This window comes from Flavobacterium sp. 22659 (assembly GCF_052044235.1).
Classification (GTDB): Bacteria; Bacteroidota; Bacteroidia; order Flavobacteriales; family Flavobacteriaceae; genus Flavobacterium; species Flavobacterium johnsoniae.
This window is the reverse complement of record NZ_JBQEMU010000030.1, coordinates 32,704-55,688: the sequence shown is the minus strand read 5'-3', so window position 1 is coordinate 55,688 and position 22,985 is coordinate 32,704. Positions and strand designations below refer to the sequence as shown.

At 34.9% G+C, this 22,985-nt stretch carries 21 protein-coding genes; 15 read left to right on the top strand and 6 right to left on the bottom strand.

Annotated features, from left to right (window positions below; genetic code table 11):
* Positions 1-7 precede the first annotated feature (7 nt).
* Positions 8-1,258 (bottom strand): glutamyl-tRNA reductase, encoded by a 1,251-nt coding sequence (gene hemA / locus ACTJIW_RS22440; RefSeq protein ID WP_012023029.1) that lies wholly within the window; start codon positions 1,256-1,258, stop codon positions 8-10.
* 227 nt (positions 1,259-1,485) lie between these two features.
* Between hemA and ACTJIW_RS22435 the strand changes: the two genes are divergently transcribed.
* The 8 genes from ACTJIW_RS22435 (at position 1,486) to ACTJIW_RS22400 (ending at position 8,190) form a co-directional block, all read left to right on the top strand.
* Entirely contained in the window at positions 1,486-2,361 is an 876-nt protein-coding gene (locus tag ACTJIW_RS22435) for a helix-turn-helix domain-containing protein (RefSeq protein WP_440716485.1), read from the top strand.
* Between the two features lie 68 nt (positions 2,362-2,429).
* Positions 2,430-2,903: a hypothetical protein gene (locus ACTJIW_RS22430; protein ID WP_440716486.1), complete on the top strand. Its 474-nt coding sequence runs from the start codon at positions 2,430-2,432 to the stop codon at positions 2,901-2,903.
* Positions 2,904-3,038: 135 nt separating this feature from the next.
* Positions 3,039-4,052, top strand: a complete 1,014-nt coding sequence (gene hemH / locus ACTJIW_RS22425) for a ferrochelatase (RefSeq protein WP_440716487.1) — start codon at positions 3,039-3,041, stop codon at positions 4,050-4,052.
* Positions 4,053-4,088: 36 nt separating this feature from the next.
* The gene (locus ACTJIW_RS22420; RefSeq protein WP_121362777.1) at positions 4,089-4,637 is read left to right on the top strand and encodes a CopD family protein; all 549 of its coding nucleotides are present in this window, start codon (positions 4,089-4,091) and stop codon (positions 4,635-4,637) included.
* Positions 4,638-4,864: 227 nt separating this feature from the next.
* The gene (locus ACTJIW_RS22415; RefSeq protein ID WP_012023024.1) at positions 4,865-6,280 is read left to right on the top strand and encodes a sensor histidine kinase; all 1,416 of its coding nucleotides are present in this window, start codon (positions 4,865-4,867) and stop codon (positions 6,278-6,280) included.
* Positions 6,281-6,291: 11 nt separating this feature from the next.
* Positions 6,292-7,074: an enoyl-CoA hydratase/isomerase family protein gene (locus ACTJIW_RS22410; protein WP_073410225.1), complete on the top strand. Its 783-nt coding sequence runs from the start codon at positions 6,292-6,294 to the stop codon at positions 7,072-7,074.
* 222 nt (positions 7,075-7,296) lie between these two features.
* A complete protein-coding gene (locus ACTJIW_RS22405) occupies positions 7,297-7,695 on the top strand; it encodes a hypothetical protein (protein ID WP_073410224.1) in 399 nt (132 codons plus the stop codon).
* A gap of 9 nt (positions 7,696-7,704) precedes the next feature.
* On the top strand, positions 7,705-8,190 hold the full coding sequence (locus ACTJIW_RS22400) for a DinB family protein (RefSeq protein WP_440716488.1): 486 nt from the start codon (positions 7,705-7,707) through the stop codon (positions 8,188-8,190).
* 49 nt (positions 8,191-8,239) lie between these two features.
* Here ACTJIW_RS22400 and ACTJIW_RS22395 read toward each other — a convergent pair whose 3' ends face one another.
* The 3 genes from ACTJIW_RS22395 to ACTJIW_RS22385 form a co-directional block, all read right to left on the bottom strand.
* Positions 8,240-8,893: a metal-dependent transcriptional regulator gene (locus tag ACTJIW_RS22395; RefSeq protein WP_073410222.1), complete on the bottom strand. Its 654-nt coding sequence runs from the start codon at positions 8,891-8,893 to the stop codon at positions 8,240-8,242.
* A gap of 96 nt (positions 8,894-8,989) precedes the next feature.
* Entirely contained in the window at positions 8,990-10,858 is a 1,869-nt protein-coding gene (locus tag ACTJIW_RS22390) for an Nramp family divalent metal transporter (RefSeq protein ID WP_012023019.1), read from the bottom strand.
* Positions 10,859-10,932: 74 nt separating this feature from the next.
* Positions 10,933-11,325, bottom strand: a complete 393-nt coding sequence (locus tag ACTJIW_RS22385; RefSeq protein ID WP_012023018.1) for a Fur family transcriptional regulator — start codon at positions 11,323-11,325, stop codon at positions 10,933-10,935.
* Positions 11,326-11,418: 93 nt separating this feature from the next.
* Here ACTJIW_RS22385 and ACTJIW_RS22380 point away from each other — a divergent pair, with 93 nt between their 5' ends.
* The 7 genes from ACTJIW_RS22380 to ACTJIW_RS22350 all read left to right on the top strand — a co-directional run bounded on the left by ACTJIW_RS22380 (position 11,419) and on the right by ACTJIW_RS22350 (position 18,121).
* Positions 11,419-11,772: a MerC domain-containing protein gene (locus tag ACTJIW_RS22380; protein ID WP_440716489.1), complete on the top strand. Its 354-nt coding sequence runs from the start codon at positions 11,419-11,421 to the stop codon at positions 11,770-11,772.
* A gap of 11 nt (positions 11,773-11,783) precedes the next feature.
* Positions 11,784-12,689, top strand: coding sequence for an NAD(P)/FAD-dependent oxidoreductase (locus ACTJIW_RS22375; RefSeq protein WP_440716490.1), 906 nt, complete (start codon positions 11,784-11,786; stop codon positions 12,687-12,689).
* 196 nt (positions 12,690-12,885) lie between these two features.
* Positions 12,886-15,138, top strand: coding sequence for a TonB-dependent receptor (locus ACTJIW_RS22370; RefSeq protein ID WP_440716491.1), 2,253 nt, complete (start codon positions 12,886-12,888; stop codon positions 15,136-15,138).
* A 184-nt stretch (positions 15,139-15,322) separates the two neighbouring features.
* A complete protein-coding gene (locus ACTJIW_RS22365; RefSeq protein WP_440716492.1) occupies positions 15,323-15,787 on the top strand; it encodes a thioredoxin family protein in 465 nt (154 codons plus the stop codon).
* Positions 15,788-15,806: 19 nt separating this feature from the next.
* Positions 15,807-16,976 (top strand): lycopene cyclase family protein, encoded by a 1,170-nt coding sequence (locus ACTJIW_RS22360; protein WP_440716493.1) that lies wholly within the window; start codon positions 15,807-15,809, stop codon positions 16,974-16,976.
* A 163-nt stretch (positions 16,977-17,139) separates the two neighbouring features.
* On the top strand, positions 17,140-17,571 hold the full coding sequence (locus ACTJIW_RS22355; RefSeq protein WP_440716494.1) for an ArsR/SmtB family transcription factor: 432 nt from the start codon (positions 17,140-17,142) through the stop codon (positions 17,569-17,571).
* 139 nt (positions 17,572-17,710) lie between these two features.
* A complete protein-coding gene (locus tag ACTJIW_RS22350; protein ID WP_440716495.1) occupies positions 17,711-18,121 on the top strand; it encodes a BrxA/BrxB family bacilliredoxin in 411 nt (136 codons plus the stop codon).
* Positions 18,122-18,473: 352 nt separating this feature from the next.
* Here the strand turns inward: ACTJIW_RS22350 and ACTJIW_RS22345 are convergent, their stop codons facing one another.
* On the bottom strand, positions 18,474-19,841 hold the full coding sequence (locus tag ACTJIW_RS22345) for an efflux transporter outer membrane subunit (protein ID WP_440716496.1): 1,368 nt from the start codon (positions 19,839-19,841) through the stop codon (positions 18,474-18,476).
* Positions 19,838-22,984 carry an efflux RND transporter permease subunit gene (locus ACTJIW_RS22340; RefSeq protein ID WP_440716497.1) on the bottom strand — a complete coding sequence of 1,049 codons (3,147 nt, stop codon included), beginning with the start codon at positions 22,982-22,984 and terminating at the stop codon, positions 19,838-19,840. Before ACTJIW_RS22340 ends, ACTJIW_RS22345 begins: the two co-directional genes overlap by 4 nt.
* Position 22,985 lies beyond the last annotated feature (1 nt).

Below are 22,985 nucleotides of genomic sequence, written 5' to 3'. Positions count from 1 at the left end.
GATTTTGTTAAGATGCTTTTATTTTGAAGACTTTTTCGATCCATTCGATGCTTTCATCGACCATGGTATCGTCGTCTTTTAAATGATTTGCAAAATGTGTAGTGATTTTTTGAATGATTCTGTTACTGATAATTTCAGCTTGCTCTTCATTAAAATCGGCGATTTTTTTGCTTTGAAAATCTAGTTCAGAAGCTTTAATAGCGTTTAATTTTTCTTTTAAAGCATTAATTGTAGGAGCAAATTTTCGGCCTTTCATCCAAGTAACAAATTCTTCTTTGATTTCTTCGATGATTGCTTCAGCAGCGGGAATATGTAATTTTCTGTTTTCCAAAGTTTCATCTGTCAATTGAGACAGATAATCCATGTGAATTAAAGTTACACCTTCTAATTCCTCAACGTTTTCATTTACGTTTTTCGGAATCGATAAATCCAAAATCAACAAAGGTTTTTTAAGATTCAAAATTGCTTTGTCAACCGTTGGGTTTTGTGCGCCGGTTGCAACAACCACAACATCGGCTTTTTGAAGTTCTAAGTGTAATTCAGAGTAATCTTTAACAATCAAATTTAATTTTCCTGCTAATTTCTCTGCTTTATCTTTGGTACGGTTGATTAAAGTGATGTGCTCGTTTTTAGTGTGTTTTACTAAATTTTCACACGTATTTCTTCCGATTTTACCAGTTCCAAAAAGTAAAATGTTTTTGTTACTGATATCTTCAACATTCTTCAAAATATATTGTACAGATGCAAAAGAAACCGAAGTAGCACCAGAACTGATTTCTGTTTCAGTCTTGATTCTTTTACTTGCCTGAATTACCGCATTTACCAATCTTTCCATAAAAGCATTGGCTAATCCCATTGATTTTGAATGCGTAAAAGATGTTTTTATTTGAGATATAATTTCGAAATCGCCTAAGATCTGACTATCTAAACCAGTTCCTACACGAAACATATGATTAATTGCTTCCTGATTTTTGTAAACGAAACCAACTTTTTGAAAAGCGTCTACAGATCCGTTACTATTATCGCAGATAAGTTTTATTAATTGAAATGGATGTTCGGCAAAACCGTAGATTTCGGTTCTGTTGCAAGTTGAAGTAACTAGTAAACTTTCTATTCCATCGTTTTTAGCTTGTTCCAGCAATCGCGTTTTGGCAACGGCATCCAAACTAAATTGACCTCTAACCTCAGCATCAGCTTTTTTATAACTCAGACCAACTGAGTAAAAATAAAGGTGTTTCGGTACGTTATTGTTTTCCATAAATTCACTTTCATAAAAGTGCAACAAAATTATTACTATAGCATTGATAAAAATAACGCTAAAAGTACTTTTTATGTCGCTGTATGTTTTTTTGAACCTAAATAGGTGTTTTTGAGTAAAAAGGACTACTTTTGTAGCAAAATCAACTCCTTTGAAGTGATTAGTTTAGAGTCGTTCTAAATAACATTTTGAGTTTGCTTTGATTTTCGTTTCAAAAAAATATCGCTATGAGTTCTCAAGAAGTTATAAAAATTGAAGACGACTTTACGCTGATTCGTTTTCAAAATGATGGTTCAGAACCTTTTTATGCACAGTACGAAATAATAGGTACAGGCCTGATACAGTTTCACTTCGGGATAAAAGGAAATGCAAAATTTTTATTCAATCAGGGCAATTATGCTTTAGAATTGAAAGAGGAAAAATCACTTCTTTTATACAACCCACAAAAAGAATTACCGCTTAATTTAGAGCTGGCGCCAAACTCGTGGGCGATTTCGGTAATTGTATCGATTAAAAAATTTCACGCGTTGTTTTCTGCCGAAGCCGATTATATTACTTTTTTAAGTCCCGATAATAAGGACAAAAAGTATTATAACGAAGGAAATATCAGTCCGTCAATGGCGATTGTTTTGAGTCAGTTGTTTCATTATAACCTTCATCCATCCATAAAAAACCTTTATTATAAAGGAAAAGGATACGAATTGTTGAGTTTGTATTTTAACAGAACTGAAGATCCAAATGCAGAGCAATGTCCGTTTTTAATTGATGAAGATAACGTTTTAAAAATCCGAAAAGCCAAAGAAATTATCATCGCCAATATGGCTGAACCTCCGGGATTGCAAGAGCTGTCAGATGAAATTGGTTTGAATTTGAAGAAACTTAAAATGGGTTTCAAACAAATTTACGGCGATACGGTTTATGGTTTTCTGTTTGATTACAAAATGGATTTCGCTAGAAAATTGTTAGACAGTGGTTCTTATAACGTAAACGAAGTGGGATTGAAAATTGGCTACAGTACAGGAAGTCATTTTATAGCAGCGTTCAAAAAGAAATTCGGAACAACACCCAAAAAGTATTTGATGTCGATTAATGCGAATGTTTAATGATTAGAAAGTGCTCAGTTGTTTTATTGCTTTTCATAATACTTTCTTGTAAATCAAAAGAAGAAAAAATGTTTTTTGATTTTGACAGTGTTGAATATTATTCATTGAATAAAAGCAAAGAAGAAGAAATGGGAGAGAACAATAGTAAAAGTATTGACAATGGTATTTTTGATAAAATTTTCTTCGATGATTATCCAGACAAGATAAATAATGGTATCTTTTATAAAACAATTAATTCAGAAGGATTTTCTAAGTTTAAGTTATCTCAAAAAGACGCCGAGTATTTAAAAAGCGATATTTTTTTGGAGAAATCTTCTTTAAAGATGTTAGAAAATGTATATGCTTGTGCTCCTCAGTATAGAGATATTTTAGTTTTTAAAAAGAAAAATCAAATTTCAGGTATAGCTAAGATTTGTCTTTCCTGCCGTCAATTTTATCTTATTAGTTCTAAAAAAGAAATTGAAATAGAAAATTTTGGAACAGAGAAAGAGTTTAAATTTTTAGGAAAACTATTCGATACATATAAAAAAGATAAAAATTAAAGATGTTTTCAAATATCAATTTTATAAATAAGTACATAATTAAAAAGTAATAAATATCATATTTCGAATAAAGTACAGAGTTTACTTTTGCCGAAATTTTTTAAAACAAATAAAAGCTTAAAGCAAAAAAACATAATGAAAGGCGTATTATTAGTAAATCTTGGGTCTCCAGAAAGTCCAACTCCAAAAGATGTAAAACCATATTTAGATGAATTTTTAATGGATAAATACGTGATTGACGTTCCGTATTTATTGAGAGCATTATTAGTTCGCGGTATTATTTTAAGAAAAAGACCAGAAGAATCTGCGCACGCTTACGCAAAAATTTGGTGGGAAGAAGGTTCTCCATTAGTTGTTCTTTCAGAAAGAATGCAGAAAAAAGTACAGCCTTTAGTAAATGTTCCTGTTTCCTTAGCAATGCGTTACGGAAGCATGACCATCGAAAAAGGACTTCAGGAATTGAGCGATAAAGGAGTTACAGATGTAATGCTTTTTCCGCTATATCCGCAATATGCAATGGCTTCTACTTTGACTATTTTAGTAAAAGCAGAAGAAATTCGCAAGAAGAAATTCCCGCACATGAAATTTACTGATGTTCCGGCATTTTATAACAAACCGGATTATATCAAGAATTTAGCCGATTCAATTCAGAAACATTTAGTTGGTTTTGAATATGATCATTTGTTGTTCTCGTATCACGGAATTCCAGAACGTCATATCCGCAAAACAGACGTAACTAAATCGCATTGTAAAATTGACGGTTCTTGCTGCAACACGCCATCGCCGGCGCACGAATTCTGCTATCGCCACCAATGTTACGAAACCACAAGACAAGTCGTAAAATTATTAGGACTTCCAGAAGACAAATATAGTCTAACATTTCAATCTCGTCTAGCAGGAGATAAATGGTTGGAACCTTATACAGATGTTGAAATTGACAACATGCCGGCAAAAGGAATCAAGAAATTGGCCGTTGTTACACCAGCTTTCGTTTCAGATTGTTTAGAAACTTTAGAGGAAATCGCAATGCGCGCCAAAGAAGATTTTGAAGCAAATGGGGGAGAAGAGTTCCTGGCAATTCCATGTTTGAATGATGATGACGAATGGTGTCAGACGGTTTCTAACTGGATTAATGATTGGGCTAAATAGAAAATAGAAGAAAGAGTAAAGAAAAAAGACTTTATGATGGAATACTATAACTATCTAAAATCACTGCACCTCATTTTTGTGATTACTTGGTTTGCAGGTTTGTTTTATATTGTGCGTTTGTTTGTGTACCAAATTGAGGCAAATGAAAAACCTTCACCGGAAAAAGAAATTCTTCAGGCGCAATACAAAATAATGGCCTACCGCTTGTGGTACATTATTACATGGCCGTCGGCAGTTTTGGCGAGTATTTTTGCTTTTTGGATGTTGTTTTTCACAGAAGCAGGACATATTTGGCTTTCACAGTCCTGGATGCATGTAAAATTATGTTTCGTTTTTCTTTTATATTTATATCACGGAAAATGCCATCAGATTTTTAAGCAATTACAAAACGATGAGGTAAAATATACCAATAATTTTATGCGTTTATGGAATGAAGGCGCAACGATTATTTTATTTGCCGTTGTCTTTTTAGTAGTTTTAAAAAGTGCCATCAACTGGATTTTCGGCGTAATCGGAATCATTTTATTCTCGGTTTTAATTATGCTGGGATTTCGTTTTTACAAGCGTATACGAGAAAAAAAATAAAAAGAGTTTGCCACTAATTGCACTAATTAGCACGAATTTATTTTAAGCAATTATTGCCACAGATTAAAAGGATTATGAGGATTAAAAAAAATCATTTAAATCTTTTTAATCTGTGGCAAAAAAAAGAATTAGTGTAAATTAGTGAAATTCGTGGCGAAAAAACAAAAACTATGTTTAACAACTTCAAAATGACAATGCTTTCACTTCGAACTAGGATTTTCCTATCGATGATTGTATTGATTGTTGTGGCATCTTTTTTATTGGCTTCGATTTCGATTATTCAGTTTAAGACTGAGGCAAAAGAATACCATCAGGAACGTTTAGAAAGAAAAGAAAATGCGGTAAAAGAACACATCAATTATGTGCTTTCTACAACGACTTATCCGCTTAAAACACAAAACTTAGATTTAATCTTCAAAGATAAAATTCACGAGTTAGCACAGATTCACAAAATCGAAATCAACATTTACAGTCTTGACGGAAAACTTTTAAAATCTTCCAAAGAGTCTTTTGCTGTTGATAAAATTGCTCCTCCAATTCCCGAATATATTCTAAAATTGGTTCGTTCTTCTATCGAAAAACGTTTTGTAGACATTAAAACTATCGACGGAGTTAAAAACCGATCTTCATACAGTTTAATAAAAGACGAAAAATTCAAACCACTCGGAATCCTTAATCTTCCGTATTTAGAAGACGACGGTTATTATGATAACGAGTTGAATACTTTCCTGATTCGTTTGAGTCAGGTTTATTCTTTTATGCTGATTGTCGCTTTTGCTTTGGCTTATTTCCTTTCAACCTACATCACAAAATCACTAAAAACCATATCAGATCGTTTGGAGGAAACCAATCTGGATCAGAAAAACGAAAAGATTGTTTTAGAAGCCAACAGCAAAGAAGTCAATTTCCTTATCAAAGCGTATAACGGAATGGTTGACAAACTCGAAACGAGTGCTATTAAATTGGCACAAAGTGAACGTGAGGAAGCCTGGCGCGAAATGGCAAAACAGGTTGCGCACGAAATTAAAAATCCGCTTACGCCGATGCGATTAACGGTTCAGAGTTTTCAACGAAAGTTTGATCCGAATGATCCTGATGTGAAACAAAAGATGAATGATTATTCTGAAACCTTAATTCAGCAGATCGATACGATGACTTCAGTTGCTTCGGCATTTTCGAACTTCGCTTCAATGCCGGCTCAGCAAAATGAAACATTGAATGTTGTTGAGGTTGTCGAACTGGCTCTGGATATTTTCAACGAAGATTATATCTCTTTTGAAAAAGAAGAAGAAGAAATCATTTCTAAAATGGATCGTACACAACTGATTCGTGTCATTACCAATTTGGTTAAAAATGCTACGCAGGCAATTCCGGAAAGTCAGTTTCAAAAGTCTATTATTGTTACCGTAAAACGACGCAACAATAATGTTGAAATCGCGGTAAAAGACAACGGAATTGGAATCCAGAAACAAGATATCGGAAGAATCTTCGAACCAAAATTTACCACTAAAACCAGCGGTATGGGACTTGGACTCGGAATTATCAAAAACATTATAGAAAATTACAAAGGAACAATTACCTTTGAATCAACTTACGGAAAAGGAACGACTTTCAGGGTTTCTTTACCTATCACAAACTCATAAAACCAGTTGTTATGAACTACGAAAATATCTTAATTTCAATTGAAGAAAAAGTTGCAACCATTACCATTAACAGACCAACTAAGTTAAATGCTTTAAACAAAGCAACAATTAGTGATTTAAGTAATGCCGTTGAGTCGTTATCTAAAAATGATGATGTTCGTGTTATTGTTTTAACCGGAAGCGGTGAAAAAGCTTTTGTGGCTGGAGCAGATATTTCGGAATTTGCTAATTATACAACTGTAGAAGGTGCACAATTAGCGGCAGAAGGGCAGGAGTCTTTATTTGATTTTATCGAAAACCTTAAAAAACCGGTTATCGCTGCCGTTAACGGGTTTGCTCTTGGAGGCGGATTAGAATTGGCTATGGCTTGTCATTTTAGAGTAGCGTCAGACAATGCTAAAATGGGACTTCCAGAAGTAACTTTAGGATTGATTCCTGGTTATGGAGGAACACAGCGTTTGCCGCAATTAATTGGAAAAGGCCGTGCGATGGAAATGATTATGACTGCAGCAATGATTACTGCTGAACAAGCAAAAGATTACGGTTTGGTAAATTATGTTGTGCCTCAGGAAGAATTACTTTCGTTTACAAACGTAATCGCTCAAAAAATCATTAAGAATGCGCCATTTGCAATAGGAAAAGCTATAAAAGCAATCAATGCTAATTTCAAAGATGGCAAAAATGGTTTCGATACTGAAATCAAATCATTTGGAGAATGTTTCGGAACACAGGATTTTAAAGAAGGAACAACAGCCTTTTTAGAAAAACGTAAAGCTGAATTTACAGGAAAGTAATTTTTTCTTAACCGCAAAAAATATTAATTTTTAGCCACAGATTATTTGGATTAAAAGGATTTACAGGAATCTGTGTTAATCTCTATAATCTGTGGCTGATTTTTTTTGCTCAATTCTTGTGTTCTTTGCGTAAATCTTTGCGAACTTTGCGGTTAAATAATAAACAAAGGTTTTAAAAACTTAGAACCTCAACATCTCAGAACCTTAGCACCTTTTAAAAAAATGTACGAACCAATATTTGCCCTTTTTTGTGAACGAGTTAAAGAAAGTATCCAAGCAGGAACTTTCGCTAAACTTACTTTGGCCAAAACGATGGGCGATACTGAAATTAAAAATATCTATTTCCGCTTGGTTCTCAACGAAGACAATACGTTTTCTATTTCCTTAACTTCTCGTTATAAAACAGAAGAAATTGAAAGCATTCATACCTTAGATGAAGCGTTATTGGTTTTAGGTACTTACATCAAAAAGCCTTTTTTAACTGCACTTTTATTTACAACAGATAACGATGTGACTTTTAAGGTAAATAAAAAGAATGCAGGAAGTATTATCGAACAGCCGCCGACATTTAAAAATGCATCGCCTGTAATGTTGGAAATGATTGAGAAAGGAATTGTTTAAAATTAAACGATGGAGGAAATTAAGGAAATATTATGGAGGCAATTTGGAGCTGTAATAGATATGCTCGAGAGTTCAATCTTAGTGTGTCCTGAGAGTTTTTGGGATAAAAAAGATTTTTGGTATTCTGCTTATCACACCATTTTTTGGCTTGATTATTATTCATCTGTAAAACCAGACGAATTTTCTCCACCACAACCATTTTCTTTATCTGAATTTGATCCAAAAGGAATTTTACCGGAAAGAATTTACCTAAAGGAAGAATTGCTTGAATATCTTGAGCATTGCCGTAAAAAGGTTTTCTTTTTAATTGAAGGACTAAACGAAGAAACTTCAAAAGAAAGATTCATCACAAAGAAGAAAAATTATAACAGAATTGAAATGATTTTATACAACATGAGACATGTCCAGCATCATGTTGGCCAGCTAAATTTATTGTTGAGACAAAATGTTGATACAGCAGGAAAATGGGTTTCACAAACTGATAAAAAATATTGATTTATGAATACTCTAAGAACCTCTTAGTTTATTTCTTGAAAACATCCCTCTAAACCAGCTTTACAAACAAATTAGAAGCAATTTTATTCGAAATAGATAATTCTCTTCCGTCAACTTTAATTTTGACTGATAAATCGAATGATTCTTTAGATAAAAACTCGATTTTAGAACCCAAAGCGATTTCTTGTTTATCGAGGTATTTCAAAAATTCTGATGAAGTATCTTTTACGCCTACACAAACTCCGGTTTGATTTTCTTCTAATTCAGATAAAAGCTGTTTTTCTATTTTAATGATTCGGCCGTTTGCATCCGGAATTGGATCACCATGCGGATCTTCAGTTGGATTTCCCAGAAAATCATCCAAACGGTTAATCAGCTGTTCTGATTTAATGTGTTCCAGCTGTTCTGCAATATCATGAACTTCATCCCAGCTGAAATTGAGTTTTTCAACCAGAAAAACTTCCCATAAGCGATGTTTTCTTACGATCATTTTAGCAGCAAGTTTTCCGTTTTCTGTCAATGAAACGCCTTGGTACTTTTTATAATTAACCAAATCCTTTTCTGCGAGTTTTTTCAGCATATCTGTTACAGAGGAAGCTTTCGTTTCCATCATTTCAGCAATAGCATTAGTGCTTACTTCAGTTTCTAACGAAGCCGTAAGATGATATATCGATTTTAAGTAGTTTTCTTCTGAAAAGGTCATTTTTTTTTTTTCTTTTTGAGCGACAAAGTTGCAAAGGCTCAAAGGTTCAAAGTCGAAAATCTTTGTCCCTTTGTAACTCTGAACCTTTGAGCCTTTTTATTTAACAATCAACAAAGGTATAGAAATTTTATGTCTCAATTTATCTACCGTTGTACCGAAAAGAATATCTTTTAGTCCAGTGTGGCCGTGGGTTCCCATTACCAGAATATCGAAAAGTCCATTGTTTATGATTTCCGGAATTATCTTAGCTGGTTTTCCAAAACCAAGTTCAGTTTCAATATTGAATCCTTTTTCTGAAAGCATTTCTTTGTATCCTAATAATAATTTTTCGTCGATAGTAGTTTCATGATCGTGAACATGAGTGCCATACACTAAAGCGCCTACTGTTTCAACAATATGGATTAACGTATATTTTGCATCCATTCCGCCCAACTCGAAGGCATGGTTAAGTGCAGCTTCATCGGCATGAGAAAAATCTACAGAAACCGCAATGTTTTTAACTTCCTGAGTTTTCTTTTGAGAAAAATGAAGTTTCAGGTTGTGTGGAGAGTGATTGATTGTTTTTGCTTTGAATTTAGCGATAAACGGTTTAAAAATAATGTACAGCAATAATGCCGAAAATCCAAAAGCCAGCGGAACAACAGTAAACCATAACAAGGCGGGATTGTTAGAAGTTTCGAGCCATGAAGTGATTTCGTCATAAACTAATTTTGCATTCAATGAAACAATGATTGAAGCAATAATCCACGATACCACCTGAGTAGTTTTAGAGATATGAAAACCATTCATTTTCGATTTGTCGCTCACAAAGTGAATCAGCGGAATAATGGCAAATCCCAATTGAAGGCTCAAAATTACCTGACTTAAGATTAATAATTTCCCGGTTATATCTTCACCATAAATGTAAATCACAATTAAGGCCGGAACAATAGCAATTAAACGTGTAATGATTCTGCGGACCCATGGCTGAATTCTAAAATGGAGATAACCTTCCATTACAATTTGTCCCGCCAAAGTTCCAGTAACTGTTGAGCTTTGTCCTGCAGCAATTAAAGCAACGGCAAATAAAATCGGTGCCCATTTAGTTCCCAGTAAAGGCTCTAAAAACTGATGCGCATCCTGAATTTCAGCAACTTCAAACATTCCATTTTTATGAAAAGTAGCGGCAGCCAGAATCAATATCGCAGCATTTACAAAAAATGCGAGATTAAGAGCAATTGTTGAGTCAATAAGATTGTATTTCAAAGCTTGTTTGATTCCGGCAGGGGTTCGGTCAAATTTTCTCGTTTGTACCAAAGAAGAATGCAGATAAAGATTATGAGGCATTACCGTTGCACCAATAATTCCAATTGCAATATATAAAGCAGCCGAATTTGGAATAGAAGGCACAAGTCCGCCAATGATCTTGTGAATTTCAGGTTCGGCAAAAATCATTTCAAAAATAAATGAAAACCCAATAATTGCAACCAAAGCAATTATAAACGCTTCCATTTTTCGAATTCCCTTGTTAATCAAAAATAAAAGAAGGAAAGTGTCAAGAACGGTAATTAAAACACCCTCAAGAAGCGGAATTCCAAATAAAAGATTGATTCCAATTGCCATTCCCAGAACTTCTGCCAAATCGCAGGCGGCAATAGCGATCTCTGCCAGAAAATATAAAATGTAGTTAATGTATTTTGAATAAGTCTCTCTTGAAGCTTGCGCAAGGTCGCGCTGTGTAACAATTCCAAGACGTGCACTTAAACTCTGCAAAAGCAGAGCCATTAAGTTACTCATAAGTAAAACCCAGACAAGCGTATAGCCAAACTGGCTTCCGCCTGCAATATCTGTTGCCCAGTTTCCGGGATCCATATATCCAACGCTGACTAAATATGCCGGGCCTAAAAAGGCTAATATTTTCCTGAATCCTGTTTTTTTATGTTCTGTAGCAACCGATTGGTTTACTTCTTCTAAAGATTTAGTCATTGTAAAAGTATTGTTTTAACAAATATATGTAAAAATTACATTCGCTGAACAATATTTTTAGACGAGTCTAAAAGTTAAATGTTAGAATTCAAACATTTTGGGCACAATCCTGAAAGTGTAAAGTTAATTTCGTTTACTTTATAATTGTGCGGCATAATATAGCTTGGTTTTACAGTTTCCAGACAGGTGATTTCATGGCAGTTTTCACAGCTGAAATGTGCATGATTATGTATGTGCACACGCTGATGCGAATGATTGCATTTTGCATATTTTACTGTTCCGTCTAAATTGGAGATTTTATGAATTACATCTTCATTTACCAAACGATCTAATATTCTATAAATTGTGACGCGGTCGCAGACATCGTTCAATTGTTTTTGAATTTCGGTGTGAGACAGTGCAGTTTTAGATTTCTCAAAAACCTCTAAAACGGCTGTCTTTGCTGTAGTGTTACGCGTGGCTTTCATTTTGTTTTTGTATTAAAAATTAAAGCAACAATGTTGCAATTGAATTTATTGTGTATATTTGCAACAAAATTGCATTAAGCAAATGTACAAGAAATGAAGAAAACTACCTCATCCTTTTACGATATTTTAGGAATTTCAAGCGCCTCAATTTGTTTGATCCATTGTTTGATTTTTCCAATTTTAACCATCCTTCCATTGGGCATAAGTCATAATCCAATTATCGATTTAGTATTTGCTTCGATAGGCTTATTTGCAATTCTCAAAATTACGAAAAAATCAAATCTTTTGGTTTCTTCAATTTTGATTGTTTCAATTTGTCTAATCTGGATTAGTATTTTGACAGATATTTTCTTAGAGATACATCTGGATTTAATATATTTTGGAGGAATTGGAATGATTACAGGGCATTTGATTAATTACAAATTTCACAGAAAACAAAAACATTAAAAGTATTAGTTATGAAACGAAATGATTTTGACGTTATTATAATTGGCGGAAGTTACAGCGGATTATCTGCCGCTATGAGTTTAGGACGTTCTCTGCGTCAGGTTTTAGTTATCGACAGCGGTCTGCCCTGTAACAAGCAGACGCCGCATTCTCATAATTTTATTACACAAGACGGTGAAAAGCCTGCTGTTATTTCGGCGAAAGCCAAATTACAGGTTGACATTTATAAAACAGTTCAATTTTTTAATGGACTTGCAGTAAAGGCATTTAAAAAAAATAAAGGCTTCGAAATTACAACTGAATCAGGCGATGTTTTTACTTCGAGAAAAGTATTATTTGCGACAGGAGTTAAAGATTTGCTTCCGAAAATTAATGGTTTTGCAGAATGTTGGGGAATTTCAGTATTACATTGTCCGTATTGTCATGGGTATGAAGTTAAAAATGAAAAAACGGCGATTATTGCCAATGGTGAAATGGGGTTTGAATATGCCAAATTGATTTCGAACTGGACAAAAGATCTCCGCTTATGTACCAATGGAAAATCAGAGCTAACTCCTGAACAAACTCAGATTCTTAAAAATCATGGCGTGCAGATTTTTGAAGAACAAATTGAATCTTTTGAAAATCAAGAAGGTTATGTTCAAAATATTGTTTTCAAAAATCAGGATAAAGTAGAAGTAAAAGCTATTTATGCCAGACCGCCTTTTGAACAGCATTGCGCAATTCCTGAAACTTTGGGCTGTGATCTTAACGAACAAGGCTTATTAAAAGTTGATGCAATGCAAAAGACAAATATCTCTGGAATTTTTGCAAGTGGAGATTGTACAACACCAATGCGATCTGTTGCTATTGCCGTTTCTACTGGTTCTTTCGCGGGAGCGGTGATTAACAAAGAACTTATTGATGAAGATTTTTGAGCTATAATCCCGACAGGGTTTTAAAACCTGTCGGGTTTTATTGAAAGAATTGCACAGCCCTGACTTTTGCTGGACGCTGTTCAAATTTGCACAACATTTTTAACGGATTGAAAATGAAATGTTTTAAAAAATATGTTTCGGGATAAGTGTATGTCAAATTTAATTTTTAGTTTTGTCTAAAATTAATTTTAAAACAATGAAATATTTATTTTTGACAATATTAATAATAACATCTAAATCTATATATTCTCAAAATATATCAGGAAAAATAACTGCAAATAGTCCTGTTGTGCAGGGAATTAATGTTATTTTGTTAAATACAAACTTTAAAACAAAAACCGATTCTTTGGGAATTTATCAGTTTCTAAATATTCCAAAAGGAACCTATAAATTACAAGTAACCTCTGCAGGATTCAAACCTATAGTTCAAAGAATATCCCTTTTAGAAAATCAGGATTTGAACTTAGATTTTGAATTAGAAGAAGATCAAAACGAATTGAACGAAGTTGTAGTTTCGGGAACTTTAAAACCTGTAAAACGATTAGAAAGTGCTGTTCCTGTTGAGGTGTATTCTCCGGTTTTTTTCAAGAAAAACCCAACCCCAAGTATTTATGATGCGCTCCAGAATATAAACGGCGTTCGTCCACAATTGAATTGCGGTGTCTGTAATACAGGAGATATTCATATAAACGGATTAGAAGGTCCATATACTTTGGTAATGATCGACGGAATGCCAATTGTAAGCAGTCTTTCGACGGTTTACGGTTTGTCTGGAATTCCAAATTCATTGGTTGAAAGAATTGAAATTGTAAAAGGCCCCGCTTCGTCTCTTTACGGAAGTGAGGCAGTTGGAGGTTTGATTAATATTATTACTAAAAACCCAGCCAATGCGCCGGCTTTTTCTGCGGATTATTTTACGACTTCTTATTTTGAAAGTAATCTTGACTTGGGAATGAAGTTTAATGCAGGTAAAAAAGCAATTTCACTTATCGGAATTAATTATTTTAACTACGATCAGGTTATCGATAAAGACAAAGATAATTTTACTGATGTCACGCTTTCTGAACGAATTTCGGTTTTTAATAAATGGAGTTTTAAACGAAATCATAATCGCCTTTTTACTATTGCAGCGCGCGGTATGTACGAAGACCGATGGGGAGGAGACATTCGCTGGGAAAAGAAATACCGGGGCGGTGACGAAATCTACGGCGAAAGTATTTATACCAAAAGAGCCGAATTAATTGGAAGCTACCAATTACCTTTTGAAGAAAAACTAATGTTTTCGTTCTCTGGAAATGTTCATTATCAGGACAGCCGATACGGAACGACATCATATATTGCCAATCAGAAAATTGGATTTGTGCAATTAACGTGGGATAAAAAAATTGGACGAAACGATCTGCTGGCGGGAATTGCAAGCCGATATACGTATTATGACGATAATACACCGGCAACTAAAGAGGCTGAAAATACCTGGCTTCCCGGAATTTTTGTTCAGGACGAAATTACATTTTCTCCCAAAAGTCAGGTTTTGCTGGGAGCCAGATACGATTATAACTCGATTCACGGTTCGATATTTACACCAAGATTTGCTTATCGATTTAAAGCAGACGAAAACACAATTTTTAGATTAAATGCCGGAACAGGATTTCGGGTTGTGAATCTATTTACCGAAGATCATGCCGCTTTAACCGGTTCGAGAGATGTTGTAATTAAAAATGACTTGAAACCAGAGAAATCAGTAAACGTGAATTTGAATTATATTCAGAAAATCAACTTTGGAAATGGAACATTTATGGGAATTGAAACAACAGCTTTTTATACCAGATTCAGCAACAAGATTATTTCAGATTATGAAACAAATCCAAACGAAATCATTTATAATAATATTGAAGGCTACGCTTTAAGTCAGGGAATCAGCACGAATATTGATCTTAATTTTCCATCGGGATTAAAATTTATTGTAGGGGCAACGGTTTTAGATAATAAAAATGTCGAAAACGGAATTTCAGAAAGACCTTATTTGACTGAGAATTTTACTGGAACGTGGAGCATTTCATATAAAATTCAGCCTTGGGATTTATCAATAGATTATACAGGAAATGTTTACAGTCCAATGAAACTTCCTTTATTAAGTGAAACAGATCCAAGAAGTCCAAAATCGCCTTGGTACAGTATTCAAAACATTCAGTTTACCTATTCGGGATGGAAAGATTTTGAAGTTTATGGCGGAGTTAAAAACTTATTGAACTTTACGCCAAAACAAAATAATCCTTTTTTAATTTCGAGAACCAATGATCCGTTTGATAAAAATGTGCAATACGATTCAGCAGGAAAAGTATTGGTTACTCCTGATAATCCGTATGGTTTGACGTTTGATACCACTTATGTTTATGGGCAAAACCAGACTATTCGAGGATTTTTGGGATTGCGATATACTTTGAGATAAATTTATTAGGCCACAGATTATACGGATTATACGGATTTTTATTTATTCATTTCTTATAAAAATTTGTCAGACTGAGCGAAGTCGAAGCCTTCGTTTCAATTGAAGCGCCCTTCGGCTTCGCTCAGGGTGACGTTAGAAAAAATCCTTTTAATCCCTATAATCTGTGGCAAAAAACAAAAGAATAATGAAAAAGCTATTTCTATTAATCTTCTTCTTCGGGATTTCAGCAACGGGTTTCTGTCAGCTGAAAAACAATTCTTTTGAAGAAATAGACAGTTTACAGCAAATTCAAAAACGAAAAATCATTGTTTTCATTCATACCAATTGGTGTCAGTTTTGCCAAAGAATGAAAACAGCGACCTTCAAAAACCAAGAAATCATCGAAAAATTAAACTCTGATTTTTATTTCATTAGTTTCAATGCCGAAGAAAAACGGGATATTACATTTAATAATCAAACTTTTAAATATCTGCCTTCTGGAAATAATGTCGGTATTCATGAACTGGCTTTGCAATTGGGAACTCAAAACAATCAAATTGCATATCCGGTTTTGTGTGTTTTGAATGAGAAAAATGAGATTGTTTTTCAATATTCAAACTATTTATCGTCTAAAGATTTTAAAGTACTTTTAGAAAAACTACAAGAATAAATTTTTCTTATTTTTGAGAATGAACTCTTCGCAAATTAAACATTTCAATTACATCTTTACCGGAACAGGTCTTGCATCTTTAATGACCATTTACAAAATGGTGTTATCTGGAAAATTCACAGATAAAACTATTCTGCTGCTGGATCAGGATTTTAAGAAAACAAATGACAGAACCTGGTGTTTTTGGGAAAAAACAGAAAGTGTATGGAATCCGGTTGTTTCAAAAAAATGGGATTCGGCCTTGTTTGCCAATGAAAATTTTAAACGCAATTTGGATTTGAAGCCTTACACATATAATAAAATCAGCGGATTAGATTTTTATAATTTTGTTTTCGAAGCCATTTCAAATCAATCGAATATTACTTTTTTAAATGAAAAAGTAACGGATATCAACGAACTCGAAACACATGTTTTTGTTGGAACTGAAGAAAATCGATATACCTGCGATTATTTATTCAACAGCATATATACTAAGGCTTTCGCCGAAAGCCAAACGAAATATCCTGTTTTGCAGCAGCATTTTGCGGGCTGGTTTGTAAAATCAGAATCAGAAGTTTTTAATCCGGATGAGGTAACTTTCATGGATTTTTCGGTAGAGCAGAAAGGGAATACAAGATTTATGTATGTTTTGCCAGCTTCTAAAACCGAAGCATTGGTTGAATATACACTGTTTTCAGAAAAACTGCTTGCTGCAGAAGAATATGAAAAGGAGATTCAACTGTATTTGAAAAAACTCGGGATTAATGAATTTGAAATTACAGAAAAGGAGCAGGGAAGTATTCCCATGACCTGTTACCCTTTTTGGAAAAAAAATACCAAACGGGTTTTAAATATTGGTACCGCGGGCGGATGGACAAAAGCCAGCACAGGTTATACGTTTAAAAACTCGGATAAAAAATCATCGGAATTAGTGGAATTTCTTCAAAATAATACTTCGGCTCCGCTCAATATGAAAGCATTTCATAAGAAAAGCCGATTCTGGTTTTATGATTTACTTCTTTTAGATATACTTTATCGTCATAATGAATTAGGAAGTACTGTTTTTTCATCTTTATTCAGAAAAGGAAATCCTGCTTTGATCTTTAAATTCCTTGATGAAGAAACAAGTCTCGCTGAAGATCTTAAAGTAATTTTAAAATGTCCCAAACTGCCTTTTATTAAAGCATTGTTTCGTGTGGCTTTAAAATAATTTTTTTGTTTAAGACGTCTTTTAGATTCCTAAATTTAAGGAAAGAGCTAAAGGATGAAAAAATGTCTTATTTTTTGGTTTTAATAACTTTTGGGGGAGGTAATAAAAATAGGATAACATTTAGATTTGCCTTATATAATCGGTTATTAACGATAACGAACTAATGGGAAATCGTAAAAAAATAAAATTTGATAAAGAAACAGAAGTAATTGGTGAAATTTGTAAAGCACTGGGGCATTCGACTAGAATTCATATTATGACTCTTTTATGGAAAAAAAACAATAGAACTTGTGGTGAAATTGTCGAACTACTGCCATTTGCACAATCAACAATTTCTAAACATTTGCTGGAACTGAAAAAAGCAAATCTGGTAAATATAAAAAATAAAGGGAAAAAAATAATCTACTCTATCGAAGTAGATAAGATACAAATACTTAAAAAGTTTTTTGCCAATTTCATTTCAACAATTGATATTTCTGAACAGGATAAATCTACCGTTTTAAAAACCAGACATAAGGTAAAAGGAAGAAACAGCCATTTGAAGCAGTACAATTATGAATTTCCTCATAAGAAAATAAAAGATGAGACACTTTAGATTGTTTGCGGCGTAATAATTTTCTTTTGATTTAAATTTTAATATTGAACTATAACAAAACTTTATACTTCAAATTAACTAGTTGCGAGTAAACTTTGTAACTTTGCAGATCAAAAGTAAAATTTTAAAAAATAAAAATATGTATCCACTAGACATGGTAAAACCAATGGAAGCTGAATTAACAGCTGCAGGTTTTCAAGATTTACATAGTGCTGAAGCTGTTGAGAATGCTATCAAAGCTGAAGGCACCACTTTAGTTGTTGTAAACTCTGTTTGCGGTTGTGCTGCTAGAAATGCACGTCCGGGAGCAAAAATGAGTTTACAAGGAGCTAAAAAACCAGATCACCTAATTACAGTTTTTGCTGGTGTTGACAGAGAAGCGGTTGATGCTGCAAGACAACATATGTTTCCTTTTCCTCCATCATCGCCATCTATGGCTTTGTTCAAAAACGGAGAATTGGTTCACATGTTAGAACGTCATCATATCGAAGGACGTCCAGCTGAAATGATCGCTGAGAATTTGCAAGATGCGTTTAACGAGTTTTGTTAATTTAATAGGTTCAAAGTAACAAAGTTACAGAGATACAAAGTTTAGAAAAAGGGCTGTTTCAATTTTGAAACAGCCCTTTTTCGTTCTATATTTTGTTCCGTAGGAACATTCCGTTGGTAGAAAATTATATTGTTATAAATGTTTTACGTTCCGTAGGAACGTTTGACATCATTAGATAATTAAAAAATGACGTCCAAACGTTCCTAACGTAAATGGGCGATTGCTATTTTTTTTCTACCGATGAAACATTCCTACGGAATCATAGCTAGATAAAAACAAAAAACTTAGTATCTCAGAATCTTAGCGACTTAAAAAAATCTTAGAACCTTAGTTTCTTAGCATCTCAGAACCTTTAAAAGCTCCATCCTCCGCCCAGCGCTTTATATAACTGAACCATTGAACTTAATTGTTTTTGAGTTAACTGAGAAAGGCTCAACTGCGCTTCAAACAAGGATCTTTGTGCGTCCAAAACTTCTAAGTACGAAACATAACCGTTGTAATATCTGGCGTTTGAAAGATCGTAGTTTTTTTGAGCGGCAACGACTTGTCTGTTTCTGGCAGTCCATTCTTCTTTAAACATCGCCACGTTTTGGAGCGAGTTCTCGACTTCAGAAATTGCGGTTAAATAGGTTTTCTGGAAATTGAATTTCATTTCTTCTGCAATTTGTCGATTCACTTCAACGCGTCTTTTGTTTTTTCCAAAGTTGAAGATCGGACCTGCAACTCCAGCACCGACATTTTGTGTATAAGAACCGTCGTTAAATAAATCTCCAACCGTAATACTTGCAAAACCGGCAAGCGCCCCAATGTTAAATGACGGATATCGCAACGCTTGTGCAACACCAATTCTTTCAAAAGCGGCTTTGTATAAATACTCCTGACGTTTTACATCGGGCCTGTTTTCCAGTAATGCAGATGGTACAGAAGTTGGGAACTCTGTTAAAATCAATAATTCACTGTTGGTTTTTCCTCTTGGAATAGGCTGTGGAACTTGTCCAATCAGAATTGAAATTGAATTTTCTAAAGCCGTAATCTGTCTTTTAATTAGCGGAATATTTGCTTCGGCAATGGCAACCTGCTGTTCGATTTGTACTTTATCCAATTCCGCAACATAACCGCTTATAAAACGTTCGTTGATAATATCATACGCTTTTTGTCTGGTTTCTAAAGTGTGAATGGTAATTTCCAATTGATTATCAAAGTCACGCAGTTCAAAATAAGAAGTCGCAATTGTACTTACAATATTAGACAACACTACTTTTCGGGCTTCATCAGAAGCTAAAAGTTCATTTTGTAAAGCTTTAGTCTGATGACGGTATTTTCCCCAAAAATCAAGTTCCCAAGACATATTGGCAAATACAGACGAAGGCTGCATGAAAGTTTCGGCACTATTGACCTGACCTGAATATTGAAAAGCAGGAAATAAATCGGCTTTTGCCATTCCAAGATTGGCTTGTACTTGCTCTAGTCGAGCAATGGCAATTTTAAGATCATAATTGTTCTGGATTCCTTTTTCAATCAAACCAATTAAGACATCATCGTTAAATATCGATGACCATTTTATAGTCGTAACCGATTTTGTACTATCAGCAGGCTGATGGCTATAACGGAAAGAATCTGCCTGAGGCTGTTCGGGTTTGGCATATTTTGGTCCAACCATACATCCGTAAGGAAAAACAGCTGCCAAAAATATCACTAGAAGTATTTTTAGAGTTTTCATTGTTCGTCCTTTTTAGGTTCATCGGTTTCATCGGTTTTTTTCTTTCCGAAGGTTTCAATAAATACAAACAATACGGGAATCAGACAAACTCCCAAAATAGTAGCGACAAGCATCCCGCTAAAAACTGTCATACCCATAACTTTTCTGGCTTGGGCTCCTGCACCGGTTGCCGTCAGCAATGGAACAACTCCCAAAATGAAAGCAAAAGCCGTCATTAAAATAGGACGGAAGCGCAGTTTTGCAGCATATAAAGCAGCATCTTTGGCAGGCATTCCTTTTTCATATTCTTCTTTTGCAAATTCTACAATCAGAATCGCATTTTTGGCAGCTAATCCGATCAGCATTACCAAACCAATCTGCGCAAAAACATTATTTACATAATCCGGGCTGAGTAATCGGCAGATGTATAATCCTAGAAATGCACCAAAAACCGCAAAAGGCGTTCCGAGTAAAACACTGAAAGGCAGTTTCCAGCTTTCGTATTGGGCGGCGAGAATTAGAAACACGAAAAGCAGTGCCATGATAAAAACGGTATTTCCTTTTCCTTCTGCCTGTTTTTCCTGATAACTCATGTTTGCCCATTCGTAACCCATTCCTGCAGGAAGTACTTTAGCGGCCGTTTCCTGTAAAGCAGTCATGGCTTGCGCCGAAGTAAATCCGGGAGCGGGAGTTCCGCCAATTTCTGCAGCTCGGTACAAATTGAAACGAGTTGTAAATTCTGGACCGCTTACTTTTCGGATTGTGGCAATACTCGAAATCGGAATCATTTTGTTGTCTTTGCTCCGAACAAATATCTTATTAATGTCCTCTGGATTTACGGTATAACTTGGGTCAGCCTGAAGCAATACGATATACTGTCGTCCAAATTTGTTGAATTCATTAATGTATTGCCCTCCTAAACTGGCACCAATAGCGATATTCACATCAGATAAAGAAAGATTGAGTTCTGTTACTTTTTCCCTGTCGATGTCCAGACTAATCTGTGGCACATTCGGATTAAAAGTCGTTCGAATCGTTCCAATTTCAGGTCTCTTTTTGGCTTCAGCCATAAATTGCTGTGCATTTGCAAAGAGATACTGTGGAGTATTTCCTTCCCGATCCTGAAGCATCATCGAGAATCCGGCTGCATTTCCAATTCCTGTAATCGGCGGAGGACCAAATGCAAAAACAGTTGCTTCGGGAATTCCGAAAACCACTTTTCCGTTGACTTCTTTTAAAATTTGGAAAACGTCTTGTTCCCGTTCTTTCCATTCTTTTAAAGCAACGAAGAAAAATCCGTTGTTGGTTGCCACCGAGTTTTTGATTAAACTAAATCCAGCGACCGAAGTATAATATTCAACACCTTGATTTTTTGAAAGGATATGTTCTACTTTCTGAATCACTTTCCCCGTTCTTTCTAAAGATGATGCGCCAGGAAGTTCAATGTTTACAAACATATAGCCTTGATCTTCTTCGGGTACAAAACCGCCGGGAATTTTCCCTCCCAACAGAATAATCGCTCCAACGATAATTCCGATGAAGATTAAGCTTCGAGCCGTTTTTTTAATTAGAAAACCAGAAAAGCCAGTGTATTTATTGGTGAATTTTCCAAATTTATCATTAAACCATCCAAAGAATTTTCCGAGCCAGCCTTTTGCTTCCTGATTGGGTTTTAATAAAAGGGAACATAAAGCCGGACTTAAAGTTAAAGCGCTTAATGCAGAGAAAATCACTGATATAGCAATTGTAATAGCAAATTGTTGATACAATCTTCCTGTAATTCCAGGTGTTAAAGCTACGGGAATAAAAACGGCGGTCAATACAATCGCAATGGCAATTACGGGACCCGAAACTTCTTTCATAGCCTGATTGGTGGCTTCGCGGGGAGACATTCCGTGTTCTATATGATGCATTACGGCTTCAACAACCACAATGGCATCGTCGACGACAATTCCGATGGCCAATACTAATCCTAAAAGCGAAAGTACATTTATGGAAAATCCAAGTATTGGAAAAAGCATAAAAACCCCAATCAACGAAACAGGAACGGTTAAAAGCGGAATTAAAGTCGCACGCCAGTTTTGGAGAAAGATAAAAACCACGATAATTACCAGAATAATGGCTTCGACCAAAGTGTGCATGATTTCATTGATTCCTTCGGAAATGGCCAGAGTAGTATCTAATGAAACACGATATTTCAAATCCTGTGGAAATCTTTTGCTGAGTCTTTCGATTGTGTTTTTTACATTTTCGGCAACTTCCAATGCATTAGAACCCGGCATTTGTTTAATTCCGATAGTTCCTGCTGGATTTCCATTTAATTTCGCAATTGAAGCATAGCTTTCTGTTCCTAAAGTTACCGTTCCAATATCTTTTAAACGAACCTGCTGATTATTGATGTTTGATTTTAAAATGATATTTTCAAAATCTTCTGGATTCACCAAACGGTCTTTCAGCATGACGTTATAAGTAAACTCGTTATTCTCGGTTGCCGGCGGAGCACCAAATTTTCCTCCGGGCGCAATGGCATTTTGATCCTGGATAGATCGTATAATATCAGGCACCGTCAAATTGTATTTGGCCATAATATCGGGCTTGACCCAAATTCGCATGGCATAATTACTTCCTCCATAAAGCGTAACTTCTCCAACTCCTTTTATACGCGCCAAAGCATCTACAATGTTGATATTGGCATAATTGGTCAGAAAGTTTCCATCAAAAGTTTTGTTGGGAGAATACAGGGACAAAATCAGCATGGGCATTGAGAGCGACTTTTTTGTGGTAACTCCTGTTGTCTTAACGTCATTAGGAAGTTTGTTGGTCGCTTCGTTAACGCGGTTCTGGGTCAGCATGGTAGCATTATCCAAATCCGTTCCCATATCAAACGTAATATTTAACGTCATACTCCCATCACCTGTGTTTGTGGACTGCATGTAAAGCATGTTTTCAACTCCGTTTACCTTTTGCTCGATTGGCGTGGCAACGGCCTGCTCAACGTTTAAAGCATTTGCTCCACGATAACTTGTTGAAACTTGTACCAAAGGCGGTGCAATTTCCGGATATTGAGCAATAGGTGTTGAAAGGACAGAAAGGCCTCCAATTAAAACAATGAAAATGGAGAGAACAATAGCAACGATTGGTCTGCGTACAAAGAAATTATCCATA

Excerpts from the sequence above, each read along its gene's own strand:
- hemA (WP_012023029.1), bottom strand. The coding sequence starts at position 1,258 with ATGGAAAACAATAACGTACCGAAACACCTTTATTTTTACTCAGTTGGT.
- ACTJIW_RS22435 (WP_440716485.1), top strand. The coding sequence starts at position 1,486 with ATGAGTTCTCAAGAAGTTATAAAAATTGAAGACGACTTTACGCTGATT.
- ACTJIW_RS22430 (WP_440716486.1), top strand. The coding sequence starts at position 2,430 with ATGTTTTTTGATTTTGACAGTGTTGAATATTATTCATTGAATAAAAGC.
- hemH (WP_440716487.1), top strand. The coding sequence starts at position 3,039 with ATGAAAGGCGTATTATTAGTAAATCTTGGGTCTCCAGAAAGTCCAACT.
- ACTJIW_RS22420 (WP_121362777.1), top strand. The coding sequence starts at position 4,089 with ATGGAATACTATAACTATCTAAAATCACTGCACCTCATTTTTGTGATT.
- ACTJIW_RS22415 (WP_012023024.1), top strand. The coding sequence starts at position 4,865 with ATGATTGTATTGATTGTTGTGGCATCTTTTTTATTGGCTTCGATTTCG.
- ACTJIW_RS22410 (WP_073410225.1), top strand. The coding sequence starts at position 6,292 with ATGAACTACGAAAATATCTTAATTTCAATTGAAGAAAAAGTTGCAACC.
- ACTJIW_RS22405 (WP_073410224.1), top strand. The coding sequence starts at position 7,297 with ATGTACGAACCAATATTTGCCCTTTTTTGTGAACGAGTTAAAGAAAGT.
- ACTJIW_RS22400 (WP_440716488.1), top strand. The coding sequence starts at position 7,705 with ATGGAGGAAATTAAGGAAATATTATGGAGGCAATTTGGAGCTGTAATA.
- ACTJIW_RS22395 (WP_073410222.1), bottom strand. The coding sequence starts at position 8,893 with ATGACCTTTTCAGAAGAAAACTACTTAAAATCGATATATCATCTTACG.
- ACTJIW_RS22390 (WP_012023019.1), bottom strand. The coding sequence starts at position 10,858 with ATGACTAAATCTTTAGAAGAAGTAAACCAATCGGTTGCTACAGAACAT.
- ACTJIW_RS22385 (WP_012023018.1), bottom strand. The coding sequence starts at position 11,325 with ATGAAAGCCACGCGTAACACTACAGCAAAGACAGCCGTTTTAGAGGTT.
- ACTJIW_RS22380 (WP_440716489.1), top strand. The coding sequence starts at position 11,419 with ATGAAGAAAACTACCTCATCCTTTTACGATATTTTAGGAATTTCAAGC.
- ACTJIW_RS22375 (WP_440716490.1), top strand. The coding sequence starts at position 11,784 with ATGAAACGAAATGATTTTGACGTTATTATAATTGGCGGAAGTTACAGC.
- ACTJIW_RS22370 (WP_440716491.1), top strand. The coding sequence starts at position 12,886 with ATGAAATATTTATTTTTGACAATATTAATAATAACATCTAAATCTATA.
- ACTJIW_RS22365 (WP_440716492.1), top strand. The coding sequence starts at position 15,323 with ATGAAAAAGCTATTTCTATTAATCTTCTTCTTCGGGATTTCAGCAACG.
- ACTJIW_RS22360 (WP_440716493.1), top strand. The coding sequence starts at position 15,807 with ATGAACTCTTCGCAAATTAAACATTTCAATTACATCTTTACCGGAACA.
- ACTJIW_RS22355 (WP_440716494.1), top strand. The coding sequence starts at position 17,140 with ATGGGAAATCGTAAAAAAATAAAATTTGATAAAGAAACAGAAGTAATT.
- ACTJIW_RS22350 (WP_440716495.1), top strand. The coding sequence starts at position 17,711 with ATGTATCCACTAGACATGGTAAAACCAATGGAAGCTGAATTAACAGCT.
- ACTJIW_RS22345 (WP_440716496.1), bottom strand. The coding sequence starts at position 19,841 with ATGAAAACTCTAAAAATACTTCTAGTGATATTTTTGGCAGCTGTTTTT.
- ACTJIW_RS22340 (WP_440716497.1), bottom strand. The coding sequence starts at position 22,984 with ATGGATAATTTCTTTGTACGCAGACCAATCGTTGCTATTGTTCTCTCC.